The organism is Streptomyces sp. NPDC087420 (genome assembly GCF_044744165.1).
Classification (GTDB): Bacteria; Actinomycetota; Actinomycetes; order Streptomycetales; family Streptomycetaceae; genus Streptomyces.
Map to the genome: position 1 here is coordinate 101,324 of NZ_JBIUXU010000012.1, position 20,399 is coordinate 121,722.

The 20,399-nt window shown below is 71.9% G+C and carries 15 protein-coding genes; 10 read left to right on the forward strand and 5 right to left on the reverse strand.

Annotated elements, in window-relative coordinates; genetic code table 11:
• Positions 1-70: 70 nt before the first annotated feature.
• Positions 71-1,087, reverse strand: coding sequence for a LacI family DNA-binding transcriptional regulator (locus ACIO1C_RS25080; RefSeq protein ID WP_401867045.1), 1,017 nt, complete (start codon positions 1,085-1,087; stop codon positions 71-73).
• 408 nt (positions 1,088-1,495) lie between these two features.
• On the opposite strand from ACIO1C_RS25080, the gene ACIO1C_RS25085 reads away from it, so the two are divergent.
• The 6 genes from ACIO1C_RS25085 (at position 1,496) to ACIO1C_RS25110 (ending at position 11,361) form a co-directional block, all read left to right on the forward strand.
• On the forward strand, positions 1,496-2,785 hold the full coding sequence (locus ACIO1C_RS25085) for an ABC transporter substrate-binding protein (RefSeq protein WP_401867047.1): 1,290 nt from the start codon (positions 1,496-1,498) through the stop codon (positions 2,783-2,785).
• Positions 2,786-2,797: 12 nt separating this feature from the next.
• Positions 2,798-3,733 carry a carbohydrate ABC transporter permease gene (locus ACIO1C_RS25090; protein ID WP_401867049.1) on the forward strand — a complete coding sequence of 312 codons (936 nt, stop codon included), beginning with the start codon at positions 2,798-2,800 and terminating at the stop codon, positions 3,731-3,733.
• Positions 3,730-4,635, forward strand: coding sequence for a carbohydrate ABC transporter permease (locus ACIO1C_RS25095; RefSeq protein ID WP_401867051.1), 906 nt, complete (start codon positions 3,730-3,732; stop codon positions 4,633-4,635). Before ACIO1C_RS25090 ends, ACIO1C_RS25095 begins: the two co-directional genes overlap by 4 nt.
• Before the next feature lie 82 nt (positions 4,636-4,717).
• Entirely contained in the window at positions 4,718-5,971 is a 1,254-nt protein-coding gene (locus ACIO1C_RS25100) for a glycosyl hydrolase (RefSeq protein ID WP_401867435.1), read from the forward strand.
• A 79-nt stretch (positions 5,972-6,050) separates the two neighbouring features.
• Positions 6,051-8,165 carry an endo-beta-N-acetylglucosaminidase gene (locus ACIO1C_RS25105; RefSeq protein ID WP_401867053.1) on the forward strand — a complete coding sequence of 705 codons (2,115 nt, stop codon included), beginning with the start codon at positions 6,051-6,053 and terminating at the stop codon, positions 8,163-8,165.
• Positions 8,166-8,283: 118 nt separating this feature from the next.
• Positions 8,284-11,361 (forward strand): alpha-mannosidase, encoded by a 3,078-nt coding sequence (locus tag ACIO1C_RS25110; protein WP_401867055.1) that lies wholly within the window; start codon positions 8,284-8,286, stop codon positions 11,359-11,361.
• 61 nt (positions 11,362-11,422) lie between these two features.
• Here ACIO1C_RS25110 and ACIO1C_RS25115 read toward each other — a convergent pair whose 3' ends face one another.
• Both ACIO1C_RS25115 and ACIO1C_RS25120 read right to left on the reverse strand, forming a co-directional pair.
• Positions 11,423-11,686 (reverse strand): hypothetical protein, encoded by a 264-nt coding sequence (locus tag ACIO1C_RS25115; protein ID WP_401867056.1) that lies wholly within the window; start codon positions 11,684-11,686, stop codon positions 11,423-11,425.
• A gap of 115 nt (positions 11,687-11,801) precedes the next feature.
• Complete coding sequence (locus tag ACIO1C_RS25120) at positions 11,802-12,671, reverse strand: RNA polymerase sigma factor SigF (protein WP_401867058.1); 870 nt, start codon at positions 12,669-12,671, stop codon at positions 11,802-11,804.
• A gap of 399 nt (positions 12,672-13,070) precedes the next feature.
• Between ACIO1C_RS25120 and ACIO1C_RS25125 the strand changes: the two genes are divergently transcribed.
• Positions 13,071-15,170 carry a DUF2264 domain-containing protein gene (locus ACIO1C_RS25125; RefSeq protein ID WP_401867060.1) on the forward strand — a complete coding sequence of 700 codons (2,100 nt, stop codon included), beginning with the start codon at positions 13,071-13,073 and terminating at the stop codon, positions 15,168-15,170.
• 11 nt (positions 15,171-15,181) lie between these two features.
• Here the strand turns inward: ACIO1C_RS25125 and ACIO1C_RS25130 are convergent, their stop codons facing one another.
• Together ACIO1C_RS25130 and ACIO1C_RS25135 are read right to left on the reverse strand one after the other, a co-directional pair.
• Complete coding sequence (locus ACIO1C_RS25130) at positions 15,182-15,736, reverse strand: DUF4153 domain-containing protein (protein WP_401867062.1); 555 nt, start codon at positions 15,734-15,736, stop codon at positions 15,182-15,184.
• Positions 15,724-16,995, reverse strand: a complete 1,272-nt coding sequence (locus ACIO1C_RS25135; RefSeq protein WP_401867064.1) for a molybdopterin-dependent oxidoreductase — start codon at positions 16,993-16,995, stop codon at positions 15,724-15,726. The genes ACIO1C_RS25130 and ACIO1C_RS25135 overlap by 13 nt, the downstream gene beginning before the upstream one ends.
• Positions 16,996-17,156: 161 nt before the next feature.
• Here ACIO1C_RS25135 and ACIO1C_RS25140 point away from each other — a divergent pair, with 161 nt between their 5' ends.
• The 3 genes from ACIO1C_RS25140 (at position 17,157) to ACIO1C_RS25150 (ending at position 20,399) form a co-directional block, all read left to right on the forward strand.
• Positions 17,157-18,599, forward strand: coding sequence for a hypothetical protein (locus tag ACIO1C_RS25140; protein WP_401867066.1), 1,443 nt, complete (start codon positions 17,157-17,159; stop codon positions 18,597-18,599).
• A gap of 142 nt (positions 18,600-18,741) precedes the next feature.
• Entirely contained in the window at positions 18,742-19,899 is a 1,158-nt protein-coding gene (locus ACIO1C_RS25145; protein WP_401867068.1) for a molybdopterin-dependent oxidoreductase, read from the forward strand.
• Positions 19,899-20,399, forward strand: a complete 501-nt coding sequence (locus tag ACIO1C_RS25150) for a hypothetical protein (protein WP_401867070.1) — start codon at positions 19,899-19,901, stop codon at positions 20,397-20,399. Before ACIO1C_RS25145 ends, ACIO1C_RS25150 begins: the two co-directional genes overlap by 1 nt.

A 20,399-nucleotide genomic window follows, 5' to 3' on the forward strand; every position in this document is an offset into this window, starting at 1 on the left:
GGTGTCAATGGTCGCGACAGGATCGATTCCGCCCGTGCTTTCTTCGTGATTCTTCCGCGCTACCGCCGTGCTACCCCCGCGCTTCTCCCGTGCTCTCGCGCTCGATCAGCCGGGGGAGCGGCACCTGTACGGAGCGGGCCGCGCCCCCGTCGAGCAGGGCGGCCAGTTCCCCCGCGGCGATCCGGCCGAAGCCGATCGTGTCCCGGGAGAGGGCGGTCAGCCAGGGGTGCACCAGGCGGCACAGTGCCGAGTCCTCCCACGAGACCACCGAGACGTCGCGGGGCACAGAGAGACCGAGGCCGGCCGTCACCGCCGCCCCGGCCGCGGCCATCACGTCGTTGTCGTAGATCAGCGCGGTCGGCGGGGTGCCCTCCTCCAGGACGCGGCGGGTCACCGCGGCGCCCTCGGTGTCGGAGTAGTCCGTCGTGAGGGAGCGGACCTCGGCGAGGCCGCGCCGGGCGGCCTCGATCCGCAGCGACTCGACGCGGCGCTCGGTGTGGGCGAAGGAGGGCAGGCCCGCGATGTGCACGATCCGCCGGTGGCCCAGCTCGTGCAGCCGGCCGACGATGGACGCCATGGCGCCCGTGTCGTCGGCCCGTACCTGTGAGAGGCCGGGGTGCGGGCCCACGTCGTTGCCGGGCAGCGCGCCGATCACCACACCGGGCAGGCCCAGTTCGTCCAGCAGGTCGGGCCGGGGGTCGTCGGTCCTCGGGTCCACGACGAGCACCCCGTCGACCCGGTGCTCCGCCCACCACCGCCGGTAGACCGCGCACTCGGCGTCGACGTCCTCCACCACCTGGAAGAGCAGGCCGAGTTGGCGCCGGGCCAGCACCTCCTGGATGCCGGAGATCAGCTGGAGGAAGAACGAGTCCACGCCGAGCGTCGCGGCCGGGCGGGCCAGCACCAGGCCGACCGTGGCCGAGCCCTCACCGGACAGGGCGCGGGCGGCGGTGCTGGGCCGCCAGCCCAGCTGTTCGGCGACCCGTCTGACCCGGTCGCGGGTGACCTCCGAGACCCCGGGCCGGTCGTTGAGCGCGAAGGACACGGCGCTCTCCGACACCCCGGCGCGCTGGGCGATGTCCTTCATGGTCGGACGGCGGGCGGGGGTCCGCCTGGCTGGCGGGGTCCCCCCGGACGACGTCCCCTTCGCTGCCACCCGATGCCCCGATCCCCGCGTTTCGCCCGATGTCCGACGTGGGCATCGTATGCCTTCCCGCCGTCCTGGGCGAGCGAAGTCGCCCAGTGTACTAATGCGCTTGAGTTGGATGAGCTAAAGCGCATTAGTCATCTATCGTAATCTCCCTGTGACAACGCTCTGAGCTGCTGTTATGGCACGAATATTGGCTTCCTCCCGGCTTCCCGGCGGATTCTCCACGACCGATCTGTTGACTTTCCCCCCCGGCGCATTGCAATGTCTGCGAGGCGCGGGCGGCCCGGAGGTCCTCAGCCCCGGCCCGCCCGCGCACGCCTGGTCCGAGCAAAGGAGCCGTTCACCGTGCGTATCTCCCGCAGAACCGTCGCAGCCGCCGTGGTCCTCGCCACCGTCCTGCCCCTCAGCGCCTGCGGGGGAGGGTCCGGCTCGGGCTCGTCCTCGGACGCCTCCGGCAAGATCGAAGGCAAGATCACCTTCCAGACCTGGAACTTGCAGGCCAACTTCAAGGACTACTTCAACGGGGTCATCGCCGACTTCGAGAAGAAGTACCCGGGCACGGACGTGAAGTGGGTCGACCGGCCGGCCGACGGCTACGCCGACAAGATCAGCGCCGACGCCGCCGGCGGCACCCTCCCCGACGTCGTCAACGTCTCCCCGGACCTGCTGGCCCCGCTGGTGAAGGCCGGACTCGCGCTGGACCTCGACAAGTCCGCGGCGCAGTACCGCAAGGAGTACCTGCCGGGCGCCTGGGCGGGCGACCAGGTGCCGGGCGTGGAAGGGACGTACGCCTTCCCCTGGTACCTGAACACCGGGCCGCTGTTCTACAACAAGCGCCTCTTCAAGGAGGCGGGCCTCGACCCCGAGAAGCCGCCGACCACGTACGACGAGGTCTTCGACGCGGGGCTCCAGATCGCCGAGAAGAGTGACGGCAAGATCGCGACCCTCGCCAACGTGCCCACCATCGAGGACTTCGGCCGCTACGGCGCCCAGTTGACCAACAAGGCCGGTACGGGCTTCGCCTTCAACGACGCCAAGGGCGTGGAACTGCTCACCCGCTACAAGGAGTTGTACGACGCCAAGGCGCTCGACCCCCAGGCGCTCACCGCCACCCCCGAGTCGGCGGGGCACAAGTTCCTCACCGAGTCCGTCGCGATGAACCCCGGCAGCGCCCTGGACCTGGGCAACTTCAAGAAGCAGGCGCCGAACCTGTACAAGAACATCGGGATCACCGACCAGATCACCAACACCGGCAAGGTGAACATGTACGTCATGGGCGTCATGGTCAACTCGCAGAGCAAGCGGAAGCCCGCGGCGGTGGCGTTCGGCCACTTCGTGACCGACGCGACCCGGCAGATGGCGTTCGCCAAGCAGGTCGCCATCTTCCCGAGCACCGCCGGTTCCCTGGACGACCCGTACTTCACGAAGGAGGACGGCACCGACGAGACGCGGGTACGGATAGCCGCCGCCAAGTCCCTGAAGAACGCGGTCAATTACACCCCGGTCCAGTTCAGCGACCAGATGAAGACCGAGCTGGGCAACGAGGTGGCCAAGGCGCTCCAGGGCAGGCAGAGCCCCAAGGAAGCGCTCGACAACGCTGTCAAGGCGTGCGACCGCCTGCTCCAGCAGAGCTGAGCCGAGCGGACCATGACAACCACCACCCACCCCGCCCCCGCCACGGCGGCCCGCGCCGCCCCCAAGGCAGCCCGGGGCATCCGGCGCCATCTCACGTACAGCCCCTGGCTGTTCGCCGCGCCCGGCCTGCTGATCGTCGGCGCGTTCAGCCTGTACCCGTTCGTCAGCACCGTGATCAACTCCTTCACGGACCGGCGGACGCTGCTGCCGGGACACTTCGTCGGGCTCGCCAACTACCGTGAGCTGCTTCACGACGACATGTTCTGGATCGGCCTGCGCAACAGCACGCTCTACGTCCTCGGCGTGGTCCCGGCGCTGGTGATCCTGCCACTGCTGCTCGCCCTGCTGGTCCAGCGGCACATCCCCGGCATCGCCTTCTTCCGCGCCGCCTTCTACACCCCGGTCGTCGCCTCGATCGTCGTGGTCGGGCTGATCTGGGTGTGGATGCTGGACGACCGGGGCCTGATCAACGCGCTGCTGGAGACCGTCGGGGTCGGGAAGGTGGGCTTCCTCAGCGACCAGTGGCTGCTGCTGGTCAGCTCCATGGCCGTCACGGTCTGGAAGGGCCTCGGCTACTACATGATCATCTATCTGGCCGCGCTGGCCAACGTGCCCCGCGAACTGCACGAGGCCGCCGCCGTGGACGGGGCGGGCGCCGTAAGGCGGTTCGTCACCGTCACCGTCCCGGCGGTCCGCTCCACCATGGTCCTCGTCGCGGCCCTCTCCTCGGTCGCCGCCTTCAAGGTGTTCTCCGAGGTCTACCTGATGGCGGGCCCCAACGGCGGGCCCGCCGGGGAGGACACCACCCTCGTGATGCTCGTGCAGCGCGTCGGCACCGGACTGAGCGGCCGGGTCGGGTACGCCTCCGCCCTCTCCGTCGTCGTCTTCGTCGTGGTGGTCGCCCTGATGCTGCTGGTGCTCCGCGCCGACCGCAAGGAGGACGCGTGAGCGTGCCGAGAGCCACCGAAGCCGACGGACGGCGCGTCGAGAAAAGCGTCCGGAGAGTCACCGACGCCGACGGGCGGCGCGTCGCGCCCTGGCAGCTCGTCCTGCGGTACGTCCTGCTGATCGCCGTACTGGCCCTGACGGTGGGCCCGTTCCTCTGGCAGCTGTCCACCTCGCTCAAGGGCCCGCACGAGGACATCTTCAGCTCCCCGCCGTCGTTCCTCCCGGGCGATCCGACCCTGCACAACTACGGCCGGGTCGCCGACACCATTCCCGTGTGGGACTACGCCTACAACTCGCTCAAGGTCGCCGCCGCCAACGTGATCACCAATTGCGTCGGCGCGGCGCTGGCCGGCTACGCGCTGGCCCGGATGCGCTACCGCGGACGGCGGGCCGCGACGCTGGCGTTCATCCTCGCCATGCTCGTCCCCGTCGAGGGCCTGATCATCGCCCAGTTCACCACCATGCGGGAGCTGGGCCTCAACAACACCCTGATCGGGGTGCTCCTGCCCGGCTCCATCAGCGCGATCAACGTCCTGCTGATGCGCAACGCGTTCCTCAACCTCCCCCTGGAGGTGGAGGAAGCGGCCTTCGTGGACGGCGCCAACGTCTGGCAGCGGTTCCTCAGGATCGCGCTGCCCTCCGTCAAGGGCACCCTCGCCGTCGTCGCGATCTTCGCCTTCATGGGTGCCTGGGACGACTTCCTCTGGCCGCTGATCGTGCTGAGCGACCCGGACAAGTTCACCCTCACCATCGGGCTGAACTACCTCCACGGCACCTTCGCCAACGACGAACGGCTCGTCGCGGCAGGCACGATCATCGCCGTGGCCCCGCTGATCGCCCTCTTCGCCTGCCTCCAGCGGTACTTCTTCCGGGGCGTGGGCGAAGGCGCCGTCAAGGGCTGAGCCTCCCGCCCGTTCCCCCGATCCGCCGGCCCCCATCGACCGAGAACCAGGAACCGTCTGCCGTATGAGCCCTTCCGCCGGTATGAGCCCCTCCGTGCCGCGCTTCGGCGCCAACTACACGCCCAGCCAGGGGTGGTTCCACCACTGGCTGGACTTCGACCTCGACGCCGTACGGGCCGATCTGGACTCCATCGCGGGACTCGGCCTCGACCACATCCGGGTCTTCCCGCTGTGGCCGCTCTTCCAGCCCAACCGCACCCTGATCAGACCCCGCGCCGTCGAGCAGCTCGTCCAGCTCGCCGACGCCGCCGCCGAACGCGGCCTGGACGTCAACGTGGACGGCCTCCAGGGGCACCTGTCGAGCTTCGACTTCCTGCCGGCCTGGACCCAGACCTGGCACCGGCGCAACCTCTTCACCGATCCCGACGTGGTCGCCGCGCAGGCCACGTACCTGCGGACACTCGCCGCCGCGCTCGCCGACCGGCCGAACTTCATCGGCATGACCCTCGGCAACGAGATCAACCAGTTCTCCGGCCACCCCCACCCCGACCCGGACCCCATCACCCCGGCCCAGGCGGGCAGTTGGCTGACCCGGCTGCTCGACGCCTGCGAGGAGGGCGCCCCCGGCAAGCTCCACCTGCACGCGGAGTACGACGCGGCCTGGTACGTCGACGGCCACCCCTTCACCCCCGCCCACGCGGCCCGGCTCGGCGCCGTCACCGCCGTGCACTCCTGGGTGTTCAACGGCACCGCCCAGCGCCACGGCCGTACCGGCAGCGCCACCGAGCACCACGCCGCGTACCTGATCGAGCTGTCCAAGGCCTGGGCGCTCGACCCGCACCGGCCGGTCTGGCTCCAGGAGGTCGGCGCCCCGGCCCCGCTGATCCCCGCCGAACACGCCGCCGCCTTCACCGAGGCGACCGTGGCCAACGCCCTGGACTGCCCGGACGTCTGGGGTGTCACCTGGTGGTGCTCCCACGACGTGTCGCGGGACCTCGCCGACTTCCCCGAACTGGAATACAGCCTCGGCCTGTTGACGAACGACCGGAAGGTCAAGCCCGCCGGGGAGACCATCGCCCGGATCGTACGGGAACGGCGCGGCCAGGAGCACACGCCCGCCGTCCGCACCACCGCGCTCGCCCTCGACACCGGGGACGACGAGACCTCGCCGCGCCGCGCGACCTGCGGGCCCGGCGGGGAGTTCTTCGAGGCCTTCGCCCGGCTGACCGAGGAAGGTCACAGGCCCACGGTGGTTCTGGAGAGCCTCGCGGGGGACAAGATGCATCTGGCGGCCCGAGGGATCACCGAGGTCCTCCACCCGCACGACGTCCGATGAACGGCGCCCCCAAGTGCCTTACGAAACAGACCAGTTCAACTCAGCACCGGAATCGCCCCCCAACGATACGGAGAGCCAAGTGAACCCGTCAGAGATCCCGTCAGAGATACAGAGACCCACCTACCCCACCCGCCGTACGGTCGTCCTCGCGGGCGCCGCCTCGGCCGCCACGGTCCTCGGCGCCCCGCCCGCCGCCGCGGCCCCCGCACCGGCCCCCCAGGCGGCCGCCGCCGCGAACGCGCCGTACGCCTCCTACTGGTACCCGGACTCCCTCCCCCCGGGGTCACCCGGCGCCGGCATCACCTGGCGCGGGCTCAAGACCTGGCGCGCCCAGGACGACCCGGACCTCGCCTTCAACAAGGCGTCCGTGCCCCTCGCCGCGCGCTTCACCCCGGTGGCCGTGAACACCACCGCCCGCGCCGGCCAGGCCCGTATCTCCTCGCTCGTCTCCTTCGGCCCCACCGCCCAGAACCCCTCCCAGGGCTCCGCCACCGCCGACTACTACGCGCTCGCCCACTGGCAGTACATCGACGAACTGGTCTTCTGGGGCGGCTCCTCCGGCGAGGGCCTGATCCTCGCGCCCAACGCGCCCGTCGTGGACGCCGCGCACCGCAACGGCGTACCGGTCCTCGGCAACGTCTTCCTGCCGCCCGCCGCCTACGGCGGTCAGCTCCAGTGGACCCGCGACCTCGTCCAGCGCGACGCGGCGGGCGGCTATCCGCTGGCCGACAAGCTGGTCGAGGTGGCCGTCGCGTACGGCTTCGACGGCTGGTTCGTCAACGCCGAGACGGGCGGCGGGAACGCGGCCCTCGCCACCGACATGAACGGCTTCCTGCGGCGGCTGCACGCGCTCAGCCAGGCCAGGGGCCTCAAGGTCACCTGGTACGACTCGATGACCACCGGCGGCGGTGTCTCCTGGCAGGGCGCCCTCAACTCCGCCAACCAGACGTTCTTCCAGGACGCGAGCGGCAAGGTCAGCGACTCCATGTTCCTGGACTTCCGGTGGAGCGCGGCCACCCTCGCCTCCTCAGGCACCCTTGCCGGGAACCTCGGCCGCGACCGCTACGAACTGTGGGCCGGCGTCGACGTCGAGGCGAGCGGCTGGAACAAGTCGGTCAACTGGAACGCCATCGTCCCCCTCGACAAGCCGCACGTCGTCTCCCTCGGCTTCTACCGGCCGGAGTGGACCCGCAACCAGCTCCCGGCCGGCCGCACCCCGGGCCAGTTCCACGCCGCCGACGACCGCTTCTGGACGGGCCAGTCCCTCGACCCGTCGACCCCCGACACCGCGGGCAGCTGGCGGGCGCCCGCCGTCTCCGTCGCCGACCGGTCGACCGTACGGGCCCTGCCCTTCGCCTCGACCTTCAACACCGGCCACGGCCTGCGCTGGTACAGCGACGGCGCGGTCACCTCCGCCACCGCCTGGAACCACCTCGGCCTCCAGGACCGGCTGCCGAACCGCCGCTGGGTCGTCAGCACCACCGGTGTCCGGCCGGCCGTCACCTTCGACTTCGCCGACGCCTGGCGCGGCGGCAGCAGCCTGCTGGTGGACGGGGCGCTGACCGCGCCCGCCACCGTCGACCTGTACAGCACCCGGCTGCCCCTCACCGCCGACACGGTCGTGGACCTCACCTACCGCGCGGACGCCGGTCCCGTGGTCGTGGAACTGGCCGTCGCCACCCGCGAGCCCGCGACGCCCGGCGCGGCGGTCCCGTACAGCTACCTGCCCGCCGGGACACTGCGGCCGGGCACCGGCTGGAGCACCGCCACCCTGCGCCTCTCCGGTCTGCTCGCCGGACAGCCGTCCGGCACCGTCCACGCCCTCGGGATACGGCTCACGGCGGGCACCGGCGCCACGTCCGTACGCTTCCGGCTCGGCGCGCTCTCGATCCACAACGCGACCACCGCGCCCGCCGCCCCGGCCGCCCTGCGGATCACCTCCACCGCGCCCGACACCACCGGCAGCGCGTTCCGCTTCGCCTGGGACCGGGCCCCGGGCGAGGTGCGCCACTACGAACTGCACCGCGTGCTGCCCGACGGCTCGCGGCGCTTCCTGGGCGGGACCGCCGGTACGGCCTACCATGTCCCCGCCCTCCAGGCGGAACCGGGCGAGAGCGTGGCCCGTTTCGAGGTGCGTAGTGTCTCGGAGGCCTACCAGGTCTCCTCCGCCGCCGGGACGGAACGCCCCTGGTAGCCCCGCCCCGTCACGTCCGCATCCGTACACGCATCCGCATCCGCACCCGTACACCCAGCTGCATCCGCACCCGCACGTCCGTACCCCGCACCCTCACGTCCTACAGGAGTCTCCCCTCATGCATGACGACCGCAGCCTCGTCGAAGCACGCCTCAAGCGCGTCCTCGACGAGCGCATCCGTCCTGCCGTCTACCCCGAATCGACCCCGCTGGAGGTCGCCGTCTGGGACGCGCCGGGTGAGCCCGTGCCGGTCGGGGAGGGGCTCGCGGGACCGACGAGGCCGGTCGCCGTCGGCGACCGGTGGGGTGCTCCCTGGGCCACCAGCTGGTTCCGGGTGTCCGGCACCGTCCCCGAGCGGTGGGCGGGCCGGACCGTCGAGGCGATCCTCGACCTCGGCTTCGACGAGAACATGCCCGGATTCCAGTGCGAGGGCCTGGTCTACCGGCCCGACGGCTCGCCCGTGAAGGGCCTCAACCCCCGCAACCAGTGGGTGCGGATCGGCGCGCCCGTGGCCGGCGGGGAAGAGGTGCTGCTGCACATCGAGGCGGCCTCCAACCCGGTCATCCTCGACTACCACCCCTTCGTGCCGACCACCCTGGGCGACAAGGAGACGGCCGGCACGGAGCCGCAGTACCGCCTCGCCCGCATGGACCTCGCCGTCTTCGACGAGAACGTGTGGCAGCTCGTCCTGGACCTGGAGGTGCTGGGGGAGCTGATGGCGGAGCTGCCCGTCGAGGGGGCCCGCCGCTGGGAGATCCTGCGCGCCATCGGCCGCGCCCTGGACGCCGTCGACCTCCAGGACGTCAACGGCACGGCCGTGGCGGCGCGCGAGCGGCTCGCCGGCGTGCTCGCCACACCGGCACCGGCGACCGCCCACCACATCAGCGCCGTCGGCCACGCGCACATCGACTCCGCGTGGCTCTGGCCGCTGCGCGAGACGGTCCGCAAGGTCGCCCGCACGACGGCGAACATGACCGCGCTGCTGGAGGACGAGCCCGAGTTCGTCTTCGCGATGTCGCAGGCGCAGCAGTTCGCCTGGATCAAGGAGCACCGGCCCGAGGTCTACGCGAAGGTCAAGAAGGCTGTCGCGGAGGGCCGGTTCGTGCCCGCGGGCGGGATGTGGGTCGAGTCCGACACGAACATGCCCGGGTCCGAGGCGATGGCCCGGCAGTTCGTGCACGGCAAGCGGTTCTTCCTGGACGAGTTCGGCATCGAGAACGACGAGGCGTGGCTGCCGGACACCTTCGGCTTCGCCGCCGGGCTGCCGCAGATCATCAAGGCCGCCGGGTCCAAGTGGCTGCTCACCCAGAAGATCTCGTGGAGCAAGATCAACACGTTCCCCCACCACACCTTCGACTGGGAGGGCATCGATGGGACCCGGATCTTCACGCACTTCCCGCCCGTCGACTCCTACAACTGCTCGATGACGGGGCAGCAGATCGCCCACGCGGCGCGCAACTTCAAGGAGAAGGGCGTCGCCAGGCACTCCCTCGCCCCCACCGGCTGGGGCGACGGCGGCGGTGGCACGACCCGCGAGATGATCGGCAAGGCCGCGCGGATGCGGAGCCTGGAAGGGTCCGCCACCGTCGCGTGGGAGTCCCCGGGCGCGTTCTTCGCGAAGGCCGAGGCGGAGTACCCGAATCCGCCGGTGTGGGTCGGGGAGCTGTACCTGGAACTGCACCGCGCGACCCTCACCAGCCAGGCCAAGACCAAGCAGGGCAACCGGCGCAGCGAGCACCTCCTGCGGGAAGCCGAGCTGTGGGCGGCCACCGCCGCCGTACGGGCCGGCTCCGCGACCGGGGCTCCGAACAGCTCGCCGGACACCTCCCCGTACACCTACCCGTACGACGCACTGGACCGGATCTGGAAGACGGTGCTCCTGCACCAGTTCCACGACATCCTGCCCGGCTCCTCCATCGCCTGGGTGCACCGCGAGGCCGAGAAGACGTACGCCGCGGTCGCCGCGGAGCTGAACGGCATCATCGACTCCGCGCAGCGCGCCCTGGCCGGTGACTCCGCCGGGGGCACGGCCCTGCTCTTCAACTCCGCCCCCCACGCGCGCCACGGCGTCGCGGCGGGCGCCGCGGGGCCCGCCGGGGGAGCGGGACAGGTGGAGCTGTCGCCACGCGAGGACGGCGGGTTCGTCCTCGGCAACGGGCTGCTGGAGGTCGTGGTCGACGGCCGCGGCCTGGTCGTGTCGGCGTACGACGTCGCCGCCGAGCGGGAGACCGTGGCGCCCGGCGAGGCGGCCAACCTGCTCCAGATCCACCCCGACTTCCCCAACCAGTGGGACGCCTGGGACGTCGACGAGTTCTACCGCAACACCGTCACCGACCTGACCGGCGTGGACGAGGTCACCGCCGTCACGAGCGGCGACGGCGCGGCGGTGGTCCGGGTCGTCCGCTCCTTCGGTACGTCCAGGGTCACCCAGCTGCTGACGCTCGCGCCGGGCACCAAGCGGCTCGACATCGACACCGAGGTCGACTGGCACGAGACGGAGAAGTTCCTCAAGGCGGCCTTCCCGCTGGACGTGCACGCCGAGCGGTACGCCTCCGAGACGCAGTTCGGCCACGTCTACCGGGCCACTCACACGAACACCTCCTGGGAGGCGGCCAAGTTCGAGGCCTGCAACCACCGCTTCGTGCACCTGGAGGAGCCCGGCTGGGGGGTCGCGCTCGTCAACGACTCCACGTACGGCCACGACGTGACCCGTACCGTCCGCGCCTCCGACGGCGGCACCACCACGACCGTGCGGGTCTCGCTGCTGCGCGCCCCGCGCTTCCCGGACCCCGAGACCGACCAGGGCGTCCACCGCTTCCGGCACGCTCTCGCGCCGGGCGCGGCGATCGGCGACGCGGTCAGGGAGGGCTACTGGATCAACCTGCCGGAGCGCCTCATCGAAGGGACCGCGGGTGAGGTGGCGCCGCTGGTGGGCGTCGACAACGACGCGGTGGTCGTCAGCGCGGTCAAGCTGGCCGACGACAAGAGCGGCGACCTGGTCGTACGGCTCTACGAGTCGACCGGGGGCCGTGCCAGGGTGACGGTCGCCCTGGGAGCCGAGGTCGGCGGACTCGCCGTGACGGACCTGCTGGAACGGCCGCTCGCGGACGTGGAACGGCCCCAGGTGACGGACGGTGCGGTACGGCTCTCCCTGCGCCCGTTCGAACTGGTCACGCTGCGGCTGACGCGGGTCTGAGGGAGGTCCGTCCGGCGGGTGCGAGACGGAGGCGGTCGGCGGCGTGGTCCGCCGGCCGGCCTCAGCCGCCCGGCGGGGGCGGGACATGCCGGCCCACCGCCTGGAGGGCGACCAGATCCAGGAACTCCCTCTCGTTGCCCGCCAGGCCCGCCGCGTCCAGCGCCTCGTCCGCCTCGGCGATCGGGCCCGCCAGCAACGGCGCGGCCAGGGACGCCCGCAAGGGGTCGTCCAGAACGGCGCGCACCGCGGCCAGCAGGCGCAGATAGGCCTGGGCCGCGGTGCACTCACCGGATGTGGCGGACGGAGTGGAGGTGGTGGCGGTCATCTCGGCTTCCTCCCCAGGAATCTGTCGGACTCTCAGGTCCTCAAGTCTGATCCATGGGTCTGACAATCCGGTCCGGCCACCGTCCGCACGCTCCCCCGGGGGGAACGGGAGGAGGTCACTCCTCGACGAGCATCCCCGCGCGGAGCTGCGAGATGATGCGGTTCAGCAGCCGCGACACGTGCATCTGGGACACGCCCAGCTCCGTACCGATCTGCGACTGCGTCATCTCCCGGCCGAAGCGCATCTCCACGATGCTGCGCTCCCGCTCGTCCAGCTGCTCCAGCAGCGGCGCCAGGGCGTGCAGGTTCTCGACCTTCTCCATCGCGGGATCCGGCTCGCCCAGCACGTCGGCGAAGGTCCGGCCGCTGCCGCTCTGGCCCTCGTCACCGGTCGGCATGTCCAGCGACCCGGCGGTGTAGCCGTTCGTCGCGACGAGGCCCTCGATGACCTCTTCCTCGTCGATGTCGAGCAGCTCCGCGAGCTCCTTGACGGTCGGGTCCCGGTCCAGGCCCGTGGCCAGGTGCTCCTTGGCCTTCGCCAGCTCGACCCGCAGCTCCTGGAGCCGGCGCGGCACATGCACGGCCCAGCTGGTGTCACGGAAGAAACGCTTGATCTCGCCGACGATGTAGGGCACCGCGAAGGAGGTGAACTCGACCTCGCGGGAGAGGTCGAACCGGTCGATCGCCTTGATCAGGCCGATCGTGCCGACCTGGATGATGTCCTCCATGTCGCCGCCGCCCCGGTTGCGGAAGCGGCCCGCGGCGAAGCGGACGAGCGAGCGGTTCATCTCGATGAGCGTGTTACGGGCGTACTGGTATTCGTGGGTGCCCTCTTCCAGAACCTGGAGCTGGTCGAAGAAGAGCTTGGACAGCGCACGGGCGTCCTTGGGAGCGACCTTGCTGGGGTCGTCGATCCGCGGCAGTACGTCCTCCGACCGCTCGGCCGTCCTCTCCACCCCGACAGCACGCACAGTTCCAGTTGTCATCACACTCACCCTCCACAGCAGCGGACCGTACCGGTGGCGCTAGTGCCCCGTACTCGCCGACTCATTCCCCGCCGATGGCGAACAATTGTCCGCCGCCGAAAAGAGGGCCCGCGGTTTCCCGCCCCGGACCGCGTGATCCGTGCTCCTCGGAACGCGCTTTCTGGCCGCCCTCCGACCCCTGCCGAGCCGCCGGGGCGGGGATCCTCCGGGGGCCGTCCCTATGGGTCGGCCCGGGAATCGCCTGCTGGACGCATTGACGTGAGGCAAGGCGCTGGATTTACATGGCACCGTCAGACCGGGCAGCAGGCGGGACGCTTCGGGGGCCTGTACGAAAGGGCTTTCCCCCGGCGGTACGCCGATGTCCAAGGACGACACCCTCAACCGGGAGAGCCGCAAGCGATGACCTCCGTCCCCCCTGCCCCCGTTCCCGCCGGCCGCACCCCCGCCGCCGACCGCGCCCACTGGGAACGGACCGCCGACCGGCTGCTCCTGGCCGTACGCCCGTACGCCACCCCCGACCACTCGCTCGTCCAGCTGCCGGGCCCGGCCAGCCATAACGGCATCTGGAGCGACGGCCTCGAAGGCTTCGCCCGGTCCTTCCTGCTGGCCGCCTTCCGCCTCGCCGGGGCGCGGGGCGCGGATCCGCACGGTCTGGCCGAGTGGTACGCGGCCGGCCTGACCGCCGGGGTCGATCCCGCGCACCCCCGGCGCTGGCCCACGTTCAAGGAGAGCAACCAGGCGAAGGTCGAGGCGGCCTCCGTCGCGCTGGCCCTGCACGAGACGCGGCCCTGGATCTGGGACCGCCTGCCCGGCCGCGTCCAGGAACAACTCCTGGAGTGGCTGGGCGCCATGGCCGGCACCGACATGCCGGGCAATAACTGGATCTGGTTCCAGGGCGTCACCGAGGCCTTCGCCCGGGGCGTGGGCGGCACCTGGCGCCAGGACGACCTGGACCGCACGATCGCGCTCACCGACGAGTGGTACGCGGAGGAGGGGTGGTACTCCGACGGGCTCACCGGCGGCGCGCACCGCAACTTCGACCACTACAACGGCTGGGCCATGCACCTCTACCCGCTCTGGTTCTGCCGGATCATGGGCGACGCGGCGCCCCCGGGACTGCTCGACCGCTACCGGGCCCGGCTCCGGCGCTTCCTGGAGGACCAGCGGCTGCTCGTAGGCGCCAACGGTTCCCCGCTCGTCCAGGGCCGCTCGATGACCTACCGCTTCGCCGCGCTCGCCCCCGTATGGACCGGCGCGCTCTTCGACGCCACTCCGCTCCCACCCGGCGAGACCCGCCGGCTGGCCTCCCGGATGCTCGACCACTTCACCTCGGACGGCGCCACGGACGACGCCGGGCTCCTCACCCTGGGCTGGCACCGGCCCTTCCGAGGCCTGCTCCAGACGTATTCGGGGCCGGCCTCGCCGTACTGGGCGGCCAAGGGGTTCATCGGGCTGCTCCTGCCCCCCACACATCCGGTGTGGACGGAGGAGGAGAGTCCTCTCGCCGTTGAACAGGACTCCTTCGTACGCCCGTTGCGGGCGCCGGGCTGGCTGGTGTCCGGCACGGCGTCGGACGGTGTCGTACGGGTCGTCAACCACGGCGCCGACCACGCCGACCCGGCCCGCCTCCACTCCGACGACCCCTGCTACGCCCGCCTCACGTACTCCACGCACACGGCCCCCGAGATGCCCGAGGACCCGGCGGGCGGCCCGGTCGACGGGACCGCCACGCTGGTGGACGCCGAGGGCAGGGCCGCGCACCGCCGCCCGCTGGAGCGGATCTCGGTCGAGGGCGCCACGGGTGTCTCCCGCAGCAGGGCCCACTGGCCGGCGGACGAGCGCTGGGACCCGTTCGGCGGCCCGGACACGGCGTACCGGGTCGGGCCGTGGGTCACGGTGGGGTCGGTGCTGCGGGGGTCGGTGGAGATCCGTCTGGTACGGGTCGATCCGGCCGACCCGGCCCATCCGGCCACGGACGAGGGGGACGGGGGGCCGTGGCGGCTGAGGCTGGGGGGCTGGGCGCTCGCGGTGGACGGGGAGGAGGAGCAGGCCGGTGCGGAGACGCGGCCTCCGGTCGCGCCGTGTCCTCCATCGCCGGACGCGCTTGAAGTGCCCGGCGGGCTCGAAGCGCCGGACGGGCTTGAAATGCCGACCGCCACCGTCGTCGGGGTCGACGGTCTCGTCTCAAGCGTTCTCGGGCTGCGCGGCTTCGACGTCGCCGCGACGCATCGCTCCGTCGACAGCAACGCCTTCGGGGCCCGTTCCGCAACCCCGGTGCTGTGGACCGGGGGGCCCGCCGAGTCCGGCGTGCTCTATGCCGCCGCCGTCCACCTCGGGGGCGGTGCGCTGGACCCGGCCGACCTCCCGGACCTCACCGCACGCTTCGAGGGGTCCGCGGCCACCGCCGTCGTGACCTGGCCCGACGGGGTCCGCGACACCGTACGACTGCCCGCGCCGGACGGCGGCCGCGCCCCGGGGAAGGACCCGTACCGTGCATGACGGGGGCCGTGTCATCGAGGCGCGGGTGGGCGCGTTCCGGTCGGCCGGGGCGGGTCGTGCCGCGCCCGCGTCCGTCGGCCGTACCACGTCCGCCACCCCAGCCAGAGTGCCGACGCCACGAACAGCGCCGCCGTGATCAGCAGCCAGCGCCCCAGGAACACCCCGATGTCCAGCCCGGTCGCCGCCTCGTAGGACGGTGAGGCCCGCGTCACCAACGGCCAGTACACCAGCAGCAACAGCAGCGAGACGGCGGCCGGGACGCGGACGTAGTTGACCGCCTTACGCGCCGGGGCGGGCCGCCGCCTTCCCAGCGCGGAGCGCACCCCGCGGTCGAGGAGCGCGTACAGCGGCACCAGCACCAGATCGTGCAGTACGGCCGCGCCCACGAACCAGATCAGGATCCCGCCCCAGTCGTCCTCCTCCAGCAGCAGCACGCCCGCGTAGCAGCAGATGACAAACGACGTCAGCAGGACGAGCAGGTGGAGCGGCGACTCGCCGTACAGCCGCCGGACGCGCGCCCGGAAGACCGGGGCCGCGCCCTTCGCCGCCTTCCTCACGCCTGCCACGCCGCCTCCCCGAAGCTCAGCCGCGTGACCCACTTGGTGTTCATCACACCCGGCGCCCCCGGCACGATGATCCGCGCCGGAAAGCCGTGGTCCACCGACAGCCGCGCCCCGTTGACCCGCAGCGCGAGCAGCGAGCGGGTGTCGCGGACCTGGTTGTCCCGCAGCGCGGCCGAGCGGAACGAACCGTGCAACTGCGCCGACTCCACGAAGACACCCGGCGGTTGGTGGTCCAGGCCGACCAGCGCCGCGAGATCCACCAGCCGCACCCCCTCCCACCGCTGGTCGGACGTCGACCACCCCTCGACACACGCGATCGGCAACGCCGACCGGTGCTGGGGCAGTCGCTCCAGTTGCCCCCGGGTCAGCACCGCCGTGCGGCCACCGCCCCGTACGACGAGGCGCCAGTCCTCACCGATGTCCCGCGCCCTCAACCGCACCGACTCGGCGGTCTTGTTGATCTGGAAGCCGTTGGGCCCCGGGCCCGGATCGCGGCCGTGCGGGGCGAGCAGCGCCGTGCCCCGCACCGAGCCCCCGATGCTCTGCCCCACCGTCACCACGAACAGGGCCAGCGACCCCAGGCCCACCAGGCCCAGCGCACCCCGCCGCGAGACCGTCGGCGGCGCCGGGTCGCGGGAGACCAGGCCGCTCCCCGGATCGGGTGGCTCCGGTGCCGTACGGGACGCGGGCGTCCGCAGCTCGGCGCGCAGGCCGTGGCCGCGCAGCGCCCGTACCGTACGCGGCAGCCGGAGGACCGCGTGCGCGAGGAACGCGCCGAAGAACACCCAGGACCCGTAGAAGTGCAGCGGATAGAACGACCCCGGGAAGACGTACTCCAACTGGATGTTGAGGACACCCGTGGCGAACGTGAACAGCCCGCCCCCGACCAGCAGGAGCAGCGACAACCGGTCCAGCGCGTGGCCCACGGACCGTACCGGCGGCAGCACGAACAGCTTGGGCGCGACCGACCAGAGCTTGGCGAGCACCACCGGCACCAGCACGATCCCGAGCGTCACATGGACGCCCTGCGTGACGCGGTACAGCCAGTACGGGTCGGTCGGCCAGGAGAAGAGGTAGAAGCCGAGCAGGCCCTTGCCCGGTGTCTTGTCGTTGACCGGCGCCAGGTCCGGGTTGTACGCGGCGTACGAGAGCAGGCCGGTGACCCACAGCACCGGGATGCCGGCCAGCAGCACCACCGCGAAGACCGAGGTCAGCCAGGGCCCGCGCAGGGGGCTGCGCCACGACGGCAGAGGGACGTCCATGTCAGCGACCGTAGGCGCCGGGGAGCGCCGGGCCCGGTTGCGACTCATGACAAAAGGCTGACGCCGGAGAGAAACCAGAGCGGGGGCCGGAGATCTGACGGATCGGTGACGCGACCCGTCGCTCACCCCGATCCGTGCGGCTGCGGCCCTAACGTGACGGCGTGACCCCGCTTCCCCATTCCGACCCGCACCCCGCGCGTCCCGCGCGACACGAAGCCCCACCCCGCCGCCCCGCAGAATCCGCCACCCCCGGAGCCCCCGACGGCCGCCGTGCCGACCTGCTGGCGGCCGGAGCCGCCGCCCTCCTCGTCACCGCCGCCGCCGTGATCGGCGCCGTGATCCAGGACCGGTACGGGACCCTGCACGTCCAATGGCCCCCCCTCCTCGCCGAGTGGCTGCCGCACACCGGCGCCGGCACCCTCCCCGCCCTGGTCACCGCCGCCCTGGTCGTCCTGTACGGCCCCGCCCTCGCGGCCCGGCTGTCCTGGCGGCGGCTCCTCGCCGCGAGCTGGGCGGCGGCCCTCGCCTGGACCTGGTCGCTGGCGCTCGTGGACGGCTGGCAGCGGGGCGTGGCGGGCCGGCTCGACACCGCCCACGAATACCTGCGCGGGGTCGACCGCTTCCGGGACATCGGCGCCGCCCTGCGCGGCTACACCGCCCACATCCTTCTCGACTCGCCCGACAACTGGCCGACCCACATCGCCGGCCATCCGCCGGCCGCCGTCCTCACCTTCGTCGGCCTCGACCGGATCGGCCTGGGCGGCGGGGCGTGGGCCGCCACGTTCTGCATCCTGACCGGTACCTCGGCGGTGGTCGCCGTGCTGGTCACGCTGCGCGCGCTGGACGCCGAGCGGGCCGCCCGCGCCGCCGCCCCCTTCCTCGTCCTCACCCCGGCCGCCGTCTGGGTCGGCGCCTCCGCCGACGCCTACTTCGCCGCCGTCGGCGCCTGGGCCCTCGCCCTGCTGAGCCTGTCCGCGACGCGCACCGTCCGCGCCCCGCGCACGGCGGCCCTGGCGGCGGGACTGCTCCTCGGCTGGATCGTCTACCTCTCGTACGGGCTCACCCTGATGGTGGTCCCGGTCGCGGCGATCCTGCTGCTGACCCGTACCGCACGGCCGCTGCCGCTCCTGGCACTGGGATTCCTCGCCGTGGCGGTCACCTTCACGCTGGCCGGGTTCCGCTGGTGGGAGGCGTACGACCTGCTCGTGGAGCGCTACTACCAGGGCGTGGGAGGGGAACGCCCGTACTCCTACTGGGTGTGGGGCAATCTCGCCAATGTGGTGATCGCCGCGGGGCTCGCCTCCGCCGCCGGGATCCGCCGGGCCCTGGCCGCAGTGCCGGATCCGCTGCGGCGGCTGCGGCGCGGCGGGCCGGTCACCGGTGACGGGGCGGTTGCCCTCCTGGTGGTCGCGCTCCTGCTGGCGGTGGCCGCCGCCGATCTGTCCGGGATGAGCAAGGCCGAGACGGAACGCATCTGGCTGCCCTTCACCCTCTGGCTGCCGGTGACCGCCGCCCTGCTGCCCGCCCGGGACCACCGGCGCTGGCTGGTGGCCCAGGCCGCCGTCGGACTGGCCGTCAATCATCTGCTGCTCACGTTCTGGTGAGCGCATTCGCCGGACGGGAAATCCGCGCGCCGGAAATGTGTACGCCGGAGATACGTACGCCGGAGGTGCGTACGCCGGACGTCAGTTTTCCGTAATCACTGACCCCCTTCACCCCGTACGGGAAACAGCGTGGAATACGGATATGCGTACCCCGCCTTTCCTCCCCCGATTCAGGGGCCGATTGCACGACCCGCGCACGGCGACGGCGGTGGGCCGGTGGCTCGGACTCGCCCTTCTTGTCTGCTTCGTCACCGGCGTCACCAGCCACTATCTCCAGGAACCACCCGGCTGGGCGGCCGGACACCTTCCCACCAGGCCTGTCTCCGGTTACCGCGTGACACAAGGGCTTCACGTCATCAGCGGTATCGCCGCGATTCCGCTGCTTCTGGTGAAACTCTGGACGGTCTATCCGAGGCTTTTCGAATGGCCTCCGATTCGCTCCGTCGCACACGCGTTGGAACGGATCTCCATCGCCGTTCTGGTCGCGGCCACGCTGCTCGAACTGTTCATGGGACTCCTCAACACCATTCAGTGGTATCCCTGGCCCTTTCCCTTCCGCGCCGTCCACTGGGCGCTGGCGTTTGTCATCATCGGCGCGCTGCTGGTCCACCTCGCCGTGAAGGCGCCCGTGATCGCCGCGCACTGGCGCCGTACGTCGCGGGCGACGACCAGTCTCGACGCGCGGGACTCGGAGGGCGAAGCGACCACGGACGGCGCCGAACGGCGCTCGCTGCTGCTCGGCCTCGCCGCGTCGGTCGGCGCGGTCACGCTCGTCTCGGCCGGACAGTCCTTCACCCCCCTGCGGAAGCTGGTGCTCCTGGCCCCGCGGGACCCGCGTGTCGGCCCGCAGGGCCTGCCGGTCAACCGCACGGCCGAGGCCGCCGGCATCACCGCCGACGACCTGCGCGGGTGGCGGCTGCGGGTCGGTGGCCCCGAGCCGTACGAACTCACCCTCGCCGAACTGCGCGCCATGCCGCAGACCCGCGTCGAACTGCCCATGGCCTGTGTCGAGGGCTGGTCCAAGTCGGCCCACTGGGAAGGCGTCCGCATCAAGGACCTGCTGGCCCGCGCGGGACTGCCGGACGGCGCGCCGCTGCGGATCGTCTCGATGCAGCGGCACGGCGGGTACGGCGTCACCGCGATGGACCGCGCCTACACCCGCGACGGACTCACCCTGCTGGCCCTGCGCCTCAACGGCGAGATCCTGGCGCCGGACCACGGCTACCCGGCCCGGATCATCGCGCCGAACCGCCCCGGGGTGCTCCAGACGAAGTGGGTCACACGACTGGAGGTGCTGTGATGCCCCGGAACGGCGACACGACCGCGCCCACCCCCACCCCCGCCGCCTCGCCCGCCCCGGCCACCGCCACGACGGCACGTATCGCCCTCGGCGCGCTCGGCGTGGCGGCGCTCGGCTTCGGCGCGTACGAACTCTTCACCCTCACCCGCCCCGGCGACCCACTGGACGTGACGCTGTGGCTCGCGGGCGCGGTCGCCCTCCACGACGGGCTGCTCGTACCGCTGGTCCTCGGCGCCGGGCTGTTCGTCGGGCGCTCCGGATCCCGCCCGGCGCTGCGCGGCGGCCTGCTGGCGGCCGGTTGCCTGACCCTGCTCGCGCTGCCGCTGATGCTCCGCCCCGGAAAGCCGAACAACCCGACGGTGCTGCCGCTCGACTACCCCGTCAACTGGGCCCTGGCGCTGGCCCTCACCGCCCTGGCCACGGCCTGCGTGGCATGGGCGACCCGCCCCCGTCGCAAGCGGCGTACGCCCGCACCGCCCGTACCACCCGGCACGGAATGA

Excerpts from the sequence above, each read along its gene's own strand:
- ACIO1C_RS25080 (WP_401867045.1), bottom strand. The coding sequence starts at position 1,087 with ATGAAGGACATCGCCCAGCGCGCCGGGGTGTCGGAGAGCGCCGTGTCC.
- ACIO1C_RS25090 (WP_401867049.1), top strand. The coding sequence starts at position 2,798 with ATGACAACCACCACCCACCCCGCCCCCGCCACGGCGGCCCGCGCCGCC.
- ACIO1C_RS25100 (WP_401867435.1), top strand. The coding sequence starts at position 4,718 with ATGAGCCCCTCCGTGCCGCGCTTCGGCGCCAACTACACGCCCAGCCAG.
- ACIO1C_RS25110 (WP_401867055.1), top strand. The coding sequence starts at position 8,284 with ATGCATGACGACCGCAGCCTCGTCGAAGCACGCCTCAAGCGCGTCCTC.
- ACIO1C_RS25115 (WP_401867056.1), bottom strand. The coding sequence starts at position 11,686 with ATGACCGCCACCACCTCCACTCCGTCCGCCACATCCGGTGAGTGCACC.
- ACIO1C_RS25120 (WP_401867058.1), bottom strand. The coding sequence starts at position 12,671 with ATGACAACTGGAACTGTGCGTGCTGTCGGGGTGGAGAGGACGGCCGAG.
- ACIO1C_RS25125 (WP_401867060.1), top strand. The coding sequence starts at position 13,071 with ATGACCTCCGTCCCCCCTGCCCCCGTTCCCGCCGGCCGCACCCCCGCC.
- ACIO1C_RS25135 (WP_401867064.1), bottom strand. The coding sequence starts at position 16,995 with ATGGACGTCCCTCTGCCGTCGTGGCGCAGCCCCCTGCGCGGGCCCTGG.
- ACIO1C_RS25145 (WP_401867068.1), top strand. The coding sequence starts at position 18,742 with ATGCGTACCCCGCCTTTCCTCCCCCGATTCAGGGGCCGATTGCACGAC.
- ACIO1C_RS25150 (WP_401867070.1), top strand. The coding sequence starts at position 19,899 with ATGCCCCGGAACGGCGACACGACCGCGCCCACCCCCACCCCCGCCGCC.